At 70.8% G+C, this 15,776-nt stretch carries 6 protein-coding genes; 1 reads left to right on the top strand and 5 read right to left on the bottom strand.

The features are described 5' to 3' along the window. Window positions 1-240 precede the first annotated feature (240 nt). Together LV79_RS18040 and LV79_RS18045 are read right to left on the bottom strand one after the other, a co-directional pair. Window positions 241-603 (bottom strand): hypothetical protein, encoded by a 363-nt coding sequence (locus tag LV79_RS18040; protein ID WP_253838222.1) that lies wholly within the window; start codon window positions 601-603, stop codon window positions 241-243. After that, a complete protein-coding gene (locus LV79_RS18045) occupies window positions 596-9,643 on the bottom strand; it encodes an RHS repeat-associated core domain-containing protein (RefSeq protein WP_253838232.1) in 9,048 nt (3,015 codons plus the stop codon). Before LV79_RS18045 ends, LV79_RS18040 begins: the two co-directional genes overlap by 8 nt. A gap of 200 nt (window positions 9,644-9,843) precedes the next feature. Between LV79_RS18045 and LV79_RS18050 the strand changes: the two genes are divergently transcribed. Further along, a complete protein-coding gene (locus tag LV79_RS18050; protein WP_253838239.1) occupies window positions 9,844-11,757 on the top strand; it encodes a tachylectin-related carbohydrate-binding protein in 1,914 nt (637 codons plus the stop codon). 411 nt (window positions 11,758-12,168) lie between these two features. Here LV79_RS18050 and LV79_RS18055 read toward each other — a convergent pair whose 3' ends face one another. From LV79_RS18055 to LV79_RS18070, 3 genes are all read right to left on the bottom strand, one after another. Then, on the bottom strand, window positions 12,169-13,452 hold the full coding sequence (locus tag LV79_RS18055; protein WP_285469960.1) for a cation:proton antiporter: 1,284 nt from the start codon (window positions 13,450-13,452) through the stop codon (window positions 12,169-12,171). 261 nt (window positions 13,453-13,713) lie between these two features. Beyond that, a complete protein-coding gene (locus tag LV79_RS18065) occupies window positions 13,714-14,946 on the bottom strand; it encodes a PP2C family protein-serine/threonine phosphatase (protein WP_253838241.1) in 1,233 nt (410 codons plus the stop codon). A gap of 319 nt (window positions 14,947-15,265) precedes the next feature. Further along, entirely contained in the window at window positions 15,266-15,742 is a 477-nt protein-coding gene (locus LV79_RS18070) for a hypothetical protein (RefSeq protein ID WP_253838243.1), read from the bottom strand. Window positions 15,743-15,776: the final 34 nt, after the last annotated feature.

Genomic DNA, 15,776 nt, shown 5'->3' on the forward strand with positions numbered 1-15,776 from the left:
GACGCACCACGCCACCCACCGACACCGGCGAGACACCCAAGCCCTGACCCAAACTCCCGGACTCGGCCCTTGTGGGCCGGATGCCACGAGGCCTCGATGATGAGTCGAGCGGTGGTCGGTCGGGCGGCGAACTCAGACAGGACGCTGGACGTGGTCTGCCGCTGGTGGCCGCGTGGGGGCGGTCCGGGTCCGGACCGCCCCCACGGGCTCAGCGAAGGAGCGGGTGGCCGCTCGTCGGGCTCAGACGATCAACTGCCGGTCCTCGACGCGAACCCGCGGGAAGATCTGGATGATCAACTCGCCCCGGTAGCCCGCGAGCGCCGACGTGGCGACGAGCCGGGTCGCGCCGTCCTCATCCACGATGGCCACCTGCTCGACCGCCTCGCGGAACAGGTCGAGCAGGACGACGTCGTCACGCCGCCACACGAGGCGCACCGACGCACCCGGCAGGTCAGCGACGAGCGTCACCACGTCCCGACCCGACTCGAGCACGATCTGGCGAACGGCGTCCTCTCCGTCGACAGACCTGGAAGCGACACCGAACGTCGTGGCGAACTCGTCGTCCGAGGGAATGGCGATGTGCGCCATTGATCTCTCACCCACCCACCGGGATCACAGTCGTGAGCCGCAGGGAGTCATCGAGGACCTCCCACGTGGTCTTGAGCACAAGAAATCCATTGGGGCCCGCCAACAAGGACTCGCGGACCTGGAAGGAACCGTGCTCGTTCACATAGCTCTCCAGAATGTTGTCCGGTGAGCCTACCGTCCCCCGCAAGTGCTGTTCGATCAAGGCCCGCCCCTCGGGAGAGTCGTGAATCCCGATCCTGGCGAACTGCCTCTTGTTCTGCAGCGCCCGCGGGGTGTTGTGGTCGTCCTCCTTGACCTTGCCGAACAGGTAGTTGAACTTGTTGGGATCGATCTTGGCGAGCGCGCCCGCACGTCCGCCGCCGCGACCTCCGACGACGAGCTCGACCCGCACCAGTCTGCCGTCGGCGTCCCGGACGACGCGGTACACGTTGCCGTCCTCGTAGATGTGCGTGGTGTCAGCACTATCCAGTTCGGACAGTGGTCCCTCGACGATGTCCTTGATGATGTCCAGCGCGCCGTCAAGGAGGGTGTCGCGGATTCGGCGGTTGACCTCGTCCTCGTCCTGCACCCCGTACTCGCCCGCACCGACCCTGTTCGAGGGTGAGTCCGAGCCCGACGACGTCCTGCCATCGGCGTAACGAGGATCGGCGGCCCCAGGGACCAACGGGACACGCTCGTTGAACACGCTGCCTTCAGCGGCGATGCGGGCAGCGATGCCCGGTGGGACGGGTGGGGGCAGGCCGATGCCCTCGTCTCCGACCTCTTCATCGCCTTTTTCCCCTACCTCCGGCTTTTCCTCGGTGGGGGCCACGACTCTGGGTTTCGGCACGACGACGGCGCCGCGGTGGCCGCTGGTTTCGGGGCCGGTCCTCAAGTCGGTGTAGAGGTCGTAGGCGGTCAGCGGCCAGCCGATGACGGGCAGCTTCCTGGTGGCGAACTTCGTCGCGCTGGTGACGGCCGTGCTGGTGGCGACCGTGCAGATGCCCTGCAGGCCCACCTCGAGCCACGTCCCGCCGCCGGTGCCGCAGTTGAGGTGGCCGGTGGGGTCGTCGTTGCCGACGGGGTCGGCCGCGCCGTAGGTGTAGCGGTTGGCGCGGGTGGATGGTGTGGTCGGCAGGTCGATGCTGTCCCTGGCGGTGAACCTGCCCTGGGTTGGGTCGTACCAGCGGGCACCCATGTCGACGTGGCCGGTTGCCGGGTCGGTCCAGTCGCTCTGGAAGCCGAGGGAGGGACGGGTGCCGGTGCTGGTCCGGACCTGGCCGAACGGGTCGTACGACGTGGTCTCGTTGAGGCCGCTGATCTGCGTGGCCGGGTCGAAGCCGCCGACGACGTCGCCGTGTTGGTCGGTCAGGAGCGTGCGCCGGTCCGGTCCCCTGGCCAGTGAGAGCAGGTTCCCGTCCGGGCCGCGACTGTAGGTGGTAGTGCTGTCGGCTGCCAGGTCGCGGCTCGTGCCGATGTAGGAGAACCCGGGTGCCACCGCGCGGTCGAGGCCGTCGTAGGCGTAGGTCGTGCTGCCCTGGCGCACTCCGCGGTCGAACGCGTCGAAGCCGTACGGACGGGTGGTTCCCGCAGCGGTGCGGCCGGTCATGGTGCCGCGGGCGGACCAGGTGTAGGTGGCGTCACCGTCGGAGAGGAGCCTGCCGCGCTGGTCGTAGGTCGAGACCTTGGCGCCCGCCTTCGTCCGGTTGCCCGCGTCATCCCACTCGTAGGCGGTGGCGGTGCCGTTGACCGTCCACTTGACCAGGCGCCCGGATTGGTCGTAGTCGTAGGCATCGGCCGTTGTCGTAGGCCCCGTGGTGACGCCCCGGGTCTTGACCCGGTCGACGAGGTCGTAGCCGTACGCGGTGGCGGTCACCGCGGTCGTGCCGCCGCGCACGGTGTCGGTCTTGAGCCTGCCGAAGTCGTCGTAGACGTAGTCCCGGGCATTGCCCGCGCCGAGGTTGACCGAGCTGACCTGGCCCGCCCCGTCGTAGGACAGGGTCCGGGTCGTGCCGGTCGCTCCGTCGCGGACCGCGGCCAGCCTGCCGAGACCGTAGGTGGCGGTGGTGGTGCCGCTCGCGTCGGTGCGGGCGGTGAGCCTGCCGGCGGCGTCGTAGACGAACGAGCTGTTCCCCGACGGTCCGGTCGCGGCCACGAGCGCACCGCGATCGTTGCGGGACAGCACGTTCGTGCCGCCTGGGGCGCTGACGCCGGTGAGCCTGCCCGCGGTGTCGAAGTCGAACACGCGGGTGGTGGTGGCCTCCTCGGCGCCAGAACCGGTCTCGGTGCGCGGTTGTCCGAGCGCGTCGAAGGTGGTGGTCCTGGTGATGCCGCCGGGCGCGCGTACCTGGATGGCGTTGCCCGCGAGGTCGTAGCTGGTGGTCCAGGTGCGGTCGGTCGCGGCTGGGTGCGCCGCGGTGGCGGGCTCGACCACGGATTCGGCGAGGCCGAGACTGTTGACGGTCTGGATGGTCGCGTTGCCGCGGCCGTCGGTGTACCGGGTGCGGTTGCCCACCGCGTCGTAGCCGAACGACGTGGTGATCGCGCGGCCGTCGGCGACCGGCTCGACCTGGCGGGTCAACCGGTTGCCCGCGTCGTACTCCCACTTGGTCACCGCGCCCAGCGCGTCGCGCGACTCGACCTGGTTGCCCGCGTCGTCGTACTTGGCGGTGGACTGGCGCAGGATGCGGCCCGCCGGGTCGAGGTCGTAGATCCCGGTCACGCCGCCCGCGGCATCGATCTTGGTGAACCGGGTGCGGCCCAGTCCGTCGGAGACCCGGACCTGGTTGCCTGCGAGGTCGTAGCCGAACTGGGTGACGACGCCCGCCGGGTCGGTGCTGGAGGTCCGCCGGCCGAGCACGTCGTAGCCGTGCTGGGTCACGTCGCCGGTCGGCGAGGTCACGCGCACGAGGTTGTCGGCGTCGTCGTGGCCGAACCTGGTGGTGAACGCCGCCGGGGTGGGTGTGCGCTCGAGCTGGGTGGCGGTGACCTGGCGGCCGAGGTCGTCGTAGGTCGCCTCCACCCGGGACCCGGTCGGGTCGGTGGCGGAGAGCTGCTCGCCGACCCGGGTGTAGGAGTAGGACCAAGTGCCGCCGGGGGCGGGCAGGTGCCGCTCCCGCAGTCTGCCGAGCTGGTCGTAGCGCAGCCGGGTGACCGCGCCGAGCGGGTCGGTCACCTCTGTCGGGCGGTCGAGCGCGTCGTACTTGGTGGTGACGACGGCCCGTCCCGGCGTGGTCTCCCCCGGCCGGGTGTAGTCGGGGCTCTCCGTCCGCACGGTCCGGCCGAGCCGGTCGACGGCGGTCGTGGTGATCCGGCCGTTGGCGTCCTTGGCCGCGGTCGGCTCACCGAAGGTGTTGCGGCCGACCAGGGTCACCGGTCGGGTGCTGGAGGGTGCGCCACCACCGGACTCGACCTGCACCGCGGGCGCGGTCACCGACACGGCGTTGCCGTGCTCGTCGTAGCCGTAGTCGGTGGTGTAGCCGGCACCGCGCGGATCGGTCGCGGTGCGGAGCAAGCCGCGTTGGTCGTAGCCGAACACGCTGACCAGCACCTTGGGCCCGTTGCTGACCCGCCGCTGGGTGAGCTTGCCCGAGCTGTCGTAGACGAGGTCTGTCAGCTCGACCCGGCTGGTGTCGACGCGAGCGCTGTTGGAGCTGGCGCCGGTGCGCTTCTCCTGGGTGCGGTTCCCCTCGGTGTCGTAGCGGAACTCGGTGCGCCGGTTGAGCCCTGCCGGGTCGAGCGCGGTGGCCGAGACCCGACCGACCGCGTCGAACTCGTTGGTGACGACGCGGTTGCCCGGGGTGACCTGTTTGATCGCGTTGCCCGCGCCGTCGTAGGTGTTGTCCTCCAGGACGATGTCGCGAGCGGGGGCGTTCTGGTCGAGCGGGTCCCGTACGCCGCGGGCCACGACCCGGCGGACCAGGCCATCGGCGTAGTACTCGTAGCGGGTGGTGCGGCCCATCGCGTCGGTCTCGCGCAGGAGGCGGCCCGCGAGGTCGTAGGTGTGGGCGCGCAGGACCAACGTCGTGCCGGGCGCCTTGGGCCCATCGCCGTCGCCGCCGGTACCGCCGCCCGCGGGCACCGGGTCGCCGTGCCACGACCGCAGCCGCACCTCGGAGACCTTGTTGCGCGCGGTGTAGGCGAACTCGTACTTGTCGCCGCCCGCGTCGACCGTCCAGACGCGGTTGCCGAACACGTCGTAGCCGTGGGAGGTCTGGCCGCCCTCGGCGTCGGTGACGGCACTGAGCCTGCCGTGGTCGTCGTAGCCGTTGGTGGTGGTGCGGGTGGCGTCGCCGCCGGTCAGGTCGGCTACGTCGACTCGGGTCGTACGACCGTCCGCGTCGTGGACCGCCGTGGTGCGCAGGGTGTGCTTGGTGCCGGTGATCGCGTCGGTGGTGGCGGGCTCGGTCGTGCTCGTGCGCCGGGAGAGCTCGTCGTGGGCGAAGGTGGTGCGCAGGCCCAGCGGGTAGGTGTCGGAGATCTGTGTCTGACTGGCCAACCTGCCCAGCGCGTCGTAGGTGTAGCGCGTCGTCAAGCCGGTGGCGGTGGACTTCTCCTCGGCGAGGTCGCCGTTGCGGAAGTACCGGTAGGTGACGACCGCGCCCCTGCTGTCCTTGGTGGACGCGACGAGCCCGGCGGGCGCGCTGCCGGTGTCGAACGCCGGTGTGCCACCGCTGGCGTCGGTGTAGGCGCGGGAGGTGACGCCGCCATCGGCTGCGGTGCGCTTCTCAAGCAGGCCGCGCTTGCCGGTGCCGGTGTAGGCGTAGGTGGTCAGGTATCGGTTGTCGGTGGGCCCGGACGAGCGCGCGTCGCGGGATTCGGTCAGCTTGTCGTTGCGCGGATCGGTGAGGTCGGCGGGGTTGAGGTAGTAGTTCGAGTACGCGGTCTGGCAGTCGTTCGGCGCGACGCGGCAGCTCTTGCGGGACAGCAGGTTGCCGCGGGCGTCGTTGACCAGGACGACGGCGCTGCCGTTCTCATCGGTGATCGTGCTCTGGAAGCCCTGTGCGTCGTAGTCGAAGGTGCGCACTCCTTGGCCGTTGACGGGGCCACCGATCCAGCCGCCGTTGGGCGTGCCCGCGCCTCCGCAGTAGCTCGGCGGGGTGTCGCTCGGCCCGGTGGGGCAGGTCGGTGCGGGCGGAGTGGTCGGCGCCCCAGCCGGATCTCGGGCGTCCTCGTCCCTTGTGGACAGTCCAAGTGGTGCGACGTAGCGCAGGATCCGGCCGCGTTGCGGGTCGAAGTCGTAGAAGTGGTGCCTGTTGCCCGGGTCGGTGACCCTGGTGGTGCGGACGAGGTTCTCCGGGGTGCCGGTCACGACCGGGGTGGCCAACCGCCAGAGGCCACCGTTGTCGTCGGTGTAGTCGGTGAGCCGATCAGCACCGGCGTCGTAAGACATCCGGGCCTGGACGCGCCCGCTCGGGGTGGTGACTGAGGTGAGTTGGGCAGCGGGCGCGCGGGCTTGGAAGTGCGCACGGACGGCGGTCGCGCCGAGCGGGTGCTCGTAGTAGGCGACCTCATCGATCTGACCGCGGAAGAAGCGCCGCGCGTCGGTGCCCCAGCTCTCCCAGGCACCCGGTGGGACCGTGTAGGCGGCGCCGATCTGGCTGTGCAGGGCGTCCGGGTGGGCGATCTCGCCGAGCTGGGTGCCCACGGCGACGCCGTCGAGGAAGAGCGTCTGGGTGGCCAGTGATCCGGACAGCACGGCGTGGTGCCACTGACCGTCGTTGACCGTGCCCGCGGAGGTGATCGGATGGGCGCCGCCGTTCCAGAACTGGCCGCGGAGCTTGCCGTCCTGGCCGATGTAGAGCGCTGGGACCGCACCCGCCGAGGTCGTGCTGATGTCCTGCTGCTGGTAGCCGAACAGCGGACCACCGGTGGTGGTGCGGAACCACAGCTCGATCGAGAGGTCGCGGTTCTTGCGCACCAACCCGTCCGCGAGCTTGACCACCGAGGAGGTGCCGTTGAAGTCGCCCGCGCCATCGGTCGTGCCCGAGATGGCACCGCCGGTCGGGGTGACGTCGGTGGCGATGCCGTCGTCCTTGCCCAGGTTCGTGCGGACCTGGCTCTCGGCCTTGGTCCCCTGCGGGTCGCCGAGGCGCCAGTAGGAAGCGGGCCGCGAGTCGGCGACCGCGCTGCGGTAGTGCGAGCCGGTCCCGTACTCGTAGGTCGTGCAGCCACCGCGCGGGTCGCAGACCTTGGTCAGCTCGTCGCCGCTGTAGGTGTAGGTCCAGGTGAGCCTGCGGCCGTCGATGACGTCGGTGGCGACCGAGGTGACGTGGCCACCGGTGTACGCGAAGGTGAGCGCGCGCTCGCTGGTGCGGTTGGTGGCGGTGCTGATCCGGCCAGAGGTGTCGTAGGCGATCTCGACGCGGTTGCCCGCCTCGTCGACGACCTGGACCAGCTTGCCGTCCGCGCGGAACCGGTAGGCCGTGAACGCCTTGTCCACGAGCGCCCAGCCGCCGCTCTCCACGACCTCGGCGCGGAAGTTGGCGTAGCGGCCCTGCGGTGGGGAGAACGACCCGTCGGCGTTGCGGCCGAAGCGGACCTGCTGGCCGTCGGGGTAGGTCACCACCACGTTGCCGGAGCCGTCGTCGTCGGGGACCGCGCGCATGTCGTAGCGGGTCGACCAGCCCGCCCCGAACGCCAGGTCACGGCGCGGGTCGAGGCTGTTGTAGCTGCGGGTGACGTCAAGCGGGGGCCCGGTGACGGTGACGACGGCGTCCGCCGCGGCCGTGTGGTAGTTGCCGGTCTGGGCGTCGAAGTCCTGGTCGGTGCCGCCGTAGGGCGCGTTGGCCAGGTGCGAGGTGATCTCCGGCTGCGGAACCGCGGTGAGCAGGTGGCTCGGCGGCAGCGCGACGCTCTCCGCCGTGCCGTCGTAGCCGAAGGCGCGCCACTGGTAGTCCTTGCTCCAGCGCAACGCGCCGACCGGGACGCTCCAGGTGCGGTCGTTGACGTAACCGGAGCCCGTGCAGTTCGTGCCCACGTCGTTGACGTAGTCCTCGCAGACCTCGAACCGGTATTGCGGCTTGCGGTCCGGTGGCGAGTCGACGTCGACCGCGTCCACCCACAGCTGCGGGGTCAGCGTCTGCGCCGAGTAGCCGTTGGGCGGGTACTGGGCCTTGACGATCGGCCGGATGTTGACCACGCGGAAGGTCAACCGGGCGGGCGGGATCTGCTCGTCGGTGAACCAGGGGCCGCCCTTGCGCAGCACCGAGAAGTCGAGCACGTACTCGCCGACGGGCATGGCGGGGATGAACGCGTCCAGCGTCACCGACGCGCCGCGCGGGACGTCACCGGGCAACTGCGCGGACTCGACCGTCGCGAACGGGGTCCCCTGCGCGGTGAAGGCGCGGTGGCCGAGGGCGAAGGTCGAGGGCGTCCAGGTCTGCGCGCCGCGGTTGGTGACGGTGATCTTGACGTAGCCACCCTGCAGCGCGTGCACCGGCGGTTCCGGCACACCCCGGTCGATGCGGTACTCCGCGTCGTACTCGGTGTGGGTGACGAACAGCCGGGGCGGGTTGGCGGTGCCCTGGCCCGCGAACTTCTTCCAGGCGTACGGTTCGGTCTCCGAGGCGCGCACCGACAGGCCGTGGTTGGGCTGCTCGCCGTTGACCCAGCGCTGCACCAGGTCGCGACCCGCGACACCGAGGTCCACCACCTCGGCGGCGGTGGGGCAACTCGACCCGGTCTGCTCCAGCCCGATGTAGCCGTGCGCGAAGGACGCGCCGGTCAGCGCGGGGCCGACGGACGGTCCGGGGTATCCCCCGGAGCTGCCCCAGGGTTGGGTGACCCCGTGCACCGTGACCGACCGCGGCGCGCACGACCAAGACCAGTAGTTGGTCAGGTAGAGCTGCGCGCCGAACACGCGGTGGTTGCGCAGCCGGTTCTCGATGTCGGGGAAGGCGAGGTAGGTGGCGGCATTCTCGGTGCCGTTGAAGCCGACCCGCAGGTCAGCGGGGCCGGTGGTGCGGCCGCCACCCTGGACGACGAGGGTGCTGGTGGCGGTGGCCTGCTCGACGCTGGGGTCGACCAGCACCGGGTAGCGGCGGGCCGGGTCGCGCAGCCACGCGCTGTCGAGGTCGACCTTGAGCGCCGGGCCCGCCGCGGTGTCGTCCACGATGGAGTAGCGGACCCCGGTCGAGGTGGCCGGGTCACCGGTGCGCGGGTTCACGGCGGAGTCGGTCATGTAGCCCGCGGGAACCACACCGCGCTCGACACCACGCTCGTCGGTGAGCACGACCCGGTTGTCGACAACGGCGGCGGTCAAGCCTCTGAGCCGCAACGGGAAGAGCCAGCTGTGCGGCGCATCGGGGCTCGCCAGGACCATGGTCTCCTTGACCCCGCCCGCCTGCGAGTCCAGGCGCAGGTCAGCGCCGGGCAGCACCCCGGGGTAGGTGATCGTCGAGCCCGCGACGACGCCCGCCGACGCTGTGGCGCCCCGCAGGCCGTAGGCGAACTCGTGCCCGTCGTCGAACCGCACCCGGACCAACCGCTCGGCGTCGGCCGTGCGGCTGAACCCGAGACCGACGCCGTCGGCGCCGTTGCGCCAGCCCTCACGGCCCGCGTCGGCGATGGCGGTGTCGACCGGCCGCCAAGTCCCGTCCGGCGCCTGGTAGTTGATCGGGTCGCGGGAGAACTCGGTGGTCAGCGTGCCGTCGGCGTTGCGGAAGGTCCGCTCCCGCCTGCCCCGTTGCTGCGGCACCTCACGGCTGGAGGCCTTGTCGTAGCCGCGCACCGTCGACTCGGCCTGCTCGACCCGCACCGTGTTGGCGGCGGGTTCGGCCGACTGCCCCGCGATCGGCGGGTACTTGCTCTGCAACGAGACAGACGCGGCCTGGTTGGGGTTGCCGATCTCCGCCGGGGTCGGCGCGGCGGACCCACCGGCCTCGGCGCTCGCCTCGCCCCAGGCCTGGCGCGGTGCGAGCCCCATCGCCTCCGCCAGTGCCCGCTCGCCATCGGACAGGTCGGGAACCGGCGACGGGAATGAGGGTCCGACAAGACCGATGGTCACCGCGACGATGACGAGAGTGGTGGCCAAACGTCCGAGGACGCCACGTTTTCGGACAGTGCTCGAATTCACCGGAGTCATCCCCCCAAGATTCAGGACACACCATTACCGGGCAGAGCATGCATCACGCCAGTCGGTTCGCACAAGCAGTCCTACCAGCACTTTCAGTCCATCAACGTGGTGATACCGAGATGATGGCGAGATGATGGAAGCGCTCGTTAGGGTAGCTCGATCCAGCTTTCCGTTCTTCTATCCCATTCAGGGGAAATGTGATGAGACGACGAGCAATTCGGTGGTCGACGCCGTTCTTGGCGGCAGTCACCGCCGTCCCGCTGGTACTGCTCGGCGGAGGGCAGTCGGCGGCCGCCGACCCGACGCTGACCTGCCGCACCGGCGTGCCGGTGTTCACCACCAGGACCAACGGCGACCTCGCGATCTACCAGCACGAGGAGCCGGAGAACGGGCAGGTGGTGTGGTCGCAGGGCCAGGTGCGCGGCACCCAGTGGTTCGGCAAGACCCTCGCGGGTCCCGACGGCGTGGTGTACAGCATCCCGACCGACGGCTCGCTCAAGCGGTTCCGCTGGAACGGCACCGGCTGGGACGGTGCGGGCGTGCCGATCGGCCAGGGCTGGCAGCGCTTCACCCAGGCCCAGTACCGCAACCTGGTCACCGTCGACGAGACCGGGCGCATCTACGCCGTCGACGCCGCGGGCGCGCTGCGCGCCTACCTGTGGGACAACACCAGCCAGACGTGGGCGAACGCCGCCGGTGACGTGGTCGCCACCGGCTGGGGCCAGTACGACCTGATCACCGCGGCGGGCGCGGGCGTGATCTACGCCCGCAAGCCGACCGGGCAACTGATCCGCTTCCGCTACCACGCCGAGTCCCAGCGGTTCGTGCAGCGCGACAAGCAGGTCGACACCGGGTGGGACGGCTTCATCCGGGTCTTCTCCCCCGGTGCCGACATCCTCTACGGCGTCACCGAGGACGGCGACCTGCTCTGGTACCGCTACCTGGAGGCGAGCGACGAGTGGGTCGGCGGCGACAACCAGGGCGTGCAGGTCGGCTCGGCGTGGGGCAACGAGGTCGACACCACCGCGATGAGCGACGCCTGCAAGCTCAGCCCCAACCCGTTCCCGAGCAGGGTCACCGTGCCGCTGGACAACCTGGCGCCGACCAGGGCGCTGCTGGGCAAGAACGGTGTGCCGCAGTACTTCTACGTCGACGGCTACGGCCGGGTCGTCCACGGCAAGCAGGTCGGCACGGATCCCAGGACCGTGCAGCTGGCGCCGTTCGCGGAGACGAACAACACCAAGACACCCGCGGCGGTACTCGGCTCCGGCGACCGCCTGCAGACCTTCGTGCTCGGCCAGGACGGCGAGACCCGCACGGGCACCGAGTCCGCGGACTGGCTCAGCTGGTCGGCACCGTCGTCACTGGGCGGTTGGACCCCTGGTCCGGCCACCTTCGTGCGCGGCAGTGACAACCTGGTTCGCGGCTTCGCTGTCGACTCGGCGGGCGCGCTGTGGTCGCGTTGGCAGGCCGCTGTGGACGGCCCGCTGCTGCCGTGGGTGAAGCTGGGCGGCACCAACCTCACCCAGGACTTCACCGTCGTGCGGTCCGGGACGGCGTTCGAGATCCTGGTGCGCAACAGCTCCGGGACCCTGGTGGTGGCCAAGAACACCGGCACCACCCTGGGCACCTGGCGCACGGTCGGCGGCGGAACCATCACCGACCGGCCCGCCGCGGTGGTCAACCCCGATGGCAAGCTCCAGGTGTACGCTCGCCGCGCCGACGGGCTGCTCCACACCCAGCGCGAGACCACCTCCGGTTTCCCCGGCACCTGGTCCGCGATCGCCGGTGTGTCGGTCGTCGGCTCGCCAGCCGCGACGGTGCACGGAAACGGCGGCATCCGCCTCGCGGTCCGCTCAACGGACTCCTACGTGTACGTGACAGCGCAATCGGCCCCCGGCAGCACCACCTACGACGCGTGGACCGCCTTGGCGGACGGTGTCTCGGGAAGCCGCTCCCCCTCGGACACCGAGCCAACGCTGATCACCGTCGGCGGCGGGCAGGTTCTCATCACCTTCCGCGACGCCAACGAGATCTCGTACTACTACCAGTCCACCCCGACGTCATTCGCCCGTTCCGGCAACGGCGGCTACACCGGCGGTTCCCGCCGCTGAGATCCAGGCACCGCGTAGGGTCCACCTGCACGCGGGTGATCTGATCGCGGGGAGCTCATCGCTGTCATGGCGGGGGGCGGTCGACCGCCCCCCGCCGTGGCGGGGAGACCGATGGTCCCGTGGCGGCGCCACATGCCGCGCTGCCCAGCCGCAACGCAGAGGCGGGCACCCTACGCCGTCGGTCAACGGGTGATCCCGCTGTTCCGCCGCGGAAAGGCGATCGGCACGTTGGGCACGGACCTGGCGGTAGCGGGTATCCGGCCGACGCGCCCGGTACGGTCGCTGGCGACGACCTGGATGAGGTGTTCACGCGGCTGCTCACGTCGCACCGTGTGCGGGAGCGTTTCACCGCGGTCTGATCGGTCGGGTCCCGGGACGGGCTCGCCGTGCGCGTGGCGATCCGTCCGTTTGTCATACCGGGGTGGCCTCCGGGGCGTGTCCCGGGTCGGCCTCTCGGCGGCGCAGGCGGTCCAGCAGGCGCATCACCGGGGTCGCGCTCGCGCCGTGGAGCAGGATGGACCCGATCACCACCAGGCCCACCACACGCCACAGCCGCGCCGGGTCCGCGAAGTCGCCCGTGCCGATCGCGTACGCGATGTAGAACAGCGACCCGACGCCGCGGACGCCGAAGAACGAGATGGCCACCCGCTCGCGCGGTCCCGTCCTGCCCCACGCCAGCCCAGCCAAGCCCGCCGCCGGACGTACCAGCACCAGGACCGCGCCAGCGAACAGCGCCTCCGACCAGCGCAGGCCGTCGAAGAGCCCGGTCACCGCGGCACCGCCGAGCAGGAACACGACGACGACGGTCAGCATCCGCTCGGTCTGCTCGACGTACTGGTGCAGGATGCGGTGGTAACCGTGGGACCGCTCCGCGGCACGGATCGTGCACGCGCAGACGAAGACGGCCACGAAACCGTAGCCACTCACCAGCTCCGTGACCCCGTAGGTGAGGAAGGTCGCCGCCAGGGCCACGAACCCTTCGGCCTGCTCGGCCAAGCGCAGCTTCGGAGAGCGGGAGCCGAAGAACAGCTTGCGCAGCAGCCATCCGGTGGCCAGGCCCAGCACCACACCGGCCGCCAGGCGCCACAGGACGTCGACCGCGATCCAGTGCCCCAGCCAGGCCGAGGGCAGGACACCGACCACGCTGATGGCGACGGCGACGTGGGTGAACGGGAAGGCCAAGCCGTCGTTGAGCCCGGCCTCCGCGGTGAGGGCGAACCGCACCTCGTCCTCGTCGTCATCGGGGTTCTCGGCGGGCTCCCCCACTTGGACCTCGGTCGCCAACACCGGGTCAGTCGGCGCCAGCGCCGCCGCCACCAGCACCGATGCCGCCACCCCCAGTCCGAGCACACCCCACCCGAGCACACCGACGGCCACCACCGACAGCGGCATGGAGATCCCCAACAGCCGCCACACCGTCCCCCACCGCCGCACCCCGACCGGCCGGTTCAGCGCCAGCCCGGCCCCCATCAACGACGTCACCACGCACAACTCCGTCAGGTGCCGCGCCACCGACCCGTGCGCCACCGGATCCGGCGCGGGCAGCCCCCCGAACACGGCGAACACCGCCGCCCCCAACCCCAGGAACACCATCGGCACCGACACCGGAACACGACTCACCACCCGCGGCAACACCGCGGCCAACAGCGTCGCCACCCCGGCCGCCGCGTACACCACCGCCCCTACCTCAACCACCGCGCCTCCATTCCGGCACGGTCTACCCCGACCGCGGTACGCCCAACCGGAGGACGAACACTGATCAAGTCACCGCACGGCGATCGGCTGTGCGAGCCACGCGGCGGCGTCGGTTGGCGGGACACGGATCAGCTCGACTGCTCCGGCGGCGCGAACGCACGATCCGCCGCCGGTGCTGCACCTTGTCGAGGCGGGCGGTGACCTCACCGGTGGACGGGGGTGGACCGTCCACAACGGATCCACTGCTGGACGTCTTCGTGATCAGATCCGGTCGACCGGGTTCTCCTGGGGCAGCAGGTTGTCACTGGCGGTGGGTGACCACTCCACGAGCACCAGGGTGGCGTCGTCCTGGAGGGTGCCGTTCTGGTGTTCCAGCACAGCGCGGGTGATGCGCCGCAACGTCTCCGGGGCGGGTAGGCCCGCGGCCTCGTGGTGCTCGGTGAGCGCGACAAGCCGATCGAGCCCGAAGAACGCCCCGCCGGGGGCGCGGGCCTCGGTGATCCCGTCGGTGTGCAGCAGGAGGCGGTCGCCCGGGCGCAGGTGCTCGACACCCACGCCGTCCACACCCGTGCGGTTGAGCCCCAGGGGCAGCCGGGGGCTTGTGCCCAGTGGACCGGTGGCGCGCCCGCCGCGCAGGATCACCGGGGGCGGGTGGCCCGCGAGCAGGTAGCGCAATTCGCCGGTGGTGAGGTCCAGGTCAGCCAGGACGGCCGTGCACATGTCTGCCGTGGGGTGGTCGCCGAGCACCTCGTCGGCCGCGGCCGCCATCGCCGCCAGGTCACCGCCCTGCCTGCGGGCGTTGCGGGTGGCGGCCAACACCATGGCGGTGATCAACCCGGCCGCAAGGTCGTGGCCGGTGGCGTCGAACACGGCGAAGTAGGCGCGGTCCTCGTCCACCGCGTAGTCGTAGCCGTCGCCGCCGACCCGGTCGAAGGGCTCCATGGTCGCCGAGACCACCAGGTCCCGACTGGCGAAGGTCTGCGGCGGGAGCAACTGCCACAGCAGCTCACTGGCCACGGACAGGGGCTGGGAGCGACGCAGGGTGTGCAGCCGGTCGCTGTAAGACCGCTTGGAGACCACAAGATGTCCGATGAGTCCCGCCAGCGTCCAGCAGCGTTCCCGCACCACGCGGTCATCGGGGTCGGTGCCGACCGGCAGGCGCAGTTCGACCACCCCGAGCCGCTCGGTCCCGTTGACCACGGGAACCCACAGCACCGGCCGGTGCCCCGCGACCTCGTCGACCACGATCTCGGCGAGCTGGAAAGCGCGTCCCGCCTGCGTGCCGTCCACGGCCAGCCGCCCGCCGGAGCCTCCCCGGGGCGAGAACAGGTTCAACTCGCGCTGCGCCATGTCGACGACGTGCAGTCCCACTTGGACGTCGACCCGGGCGCAGGCCTCGGTGACCACACCCACGAAGTCCGTCGCGGTCGCCTGGTGCGCGCGGTCGATGATGTGGCTCAACAGACCGTGCCACGTCTCTCTTCGCGCATCCACCACCGCAGCCTAGACGCCCACCCAGGCCCGGCGGCCGACCAAACCCGGCGATCCCCGGAGCGGGTAGGCTGGGTGGGACGATCAGACGCGGCCGAAGGGGCCAGGCCCACTTGCCCGGTTCACGTGGCGAACTCCGTCACGAACTGCTGGTGGCCCGCTGACCCGTGTACGCCCAGCCACGGGTTGGACTCGAAAACCAGGTCGACGGGATCGGTCTTGCCCCAGCCGGGCCTCCGGCGCCCGCGGCTCCAGGAAGTGGCTGTGACCGTCCGCAGCGCGGCGCTCCCGAACCGCGTGGAGGAGGTGGGGCAGGGAACGCCTAGTCGTCCTCGATGTCGCCGGTGCGCCACAGGTTGATTGTGTACCTCTCGGGGAGGAGTTCGCTGCTGGCAGGACGGTGCTGCGCGGCCAGGGTTCGGCCGCTGTGCTCGACCACAGCGGCATAGGTCCCGGGGCCGGTGAGCAGTCGGAAATCGACCGCTTCCGCAGTGGGTGAGGACAGCACGACCAAGCCGGTGGCGAACTCCACTTCGAGCGGCGCCGTGAGGCCAGCTCCGTCGCCCTGCGCGGTTATGGCCGGATCCGTGTCCCACAACCGAAGAGCCACCGCGACGGGCAGTTCAGCCTGTGCGCACACCAGGTAGAGCTCCGTACCGGTGCTCGCCGCCACCGTGGCGTAGGCCTGGCCGAGGGCGTTGTCCGGATCGTGCCCGGCGTCCGCGTCGGCGTCGCGCAAGGTCAGGATTCGGTACGCCGGGGTGAGGACGACGTTGCGTTCGTCGAGGACGTTCGGCATGGGGTGTGGCCGTTTCGGTGTGGTGCTGGGGCGA

This window comes from Actinokineospora globicatena (assembly GCF_024171945.1).
GTDB classification, from domain to species: Bacteria; Actinomycetota; Actinomycetes; order Mycobacteriales; family Pseudonocardiaceae; genus Actinokineospora; species Actinokineospora globicatena.

Excerpts from the sequence above, each read along its gene's own strand:
- LV79_RS18050 (WP_253838239.1), top strand. The coding sequence starts at position 9,844 with ATGAGACGACGAGCAATTCGGTGGTCGACGCCGTTCTTGGCGGCAGTC.
- LV79_RS18070 (WP_253838243.1), bottom strand. The coding sequence starts at position 15,742 with ATGCCGAACGTCCTCGACGAACGCAACGTCGTCCTCACCCCGGCGTAC.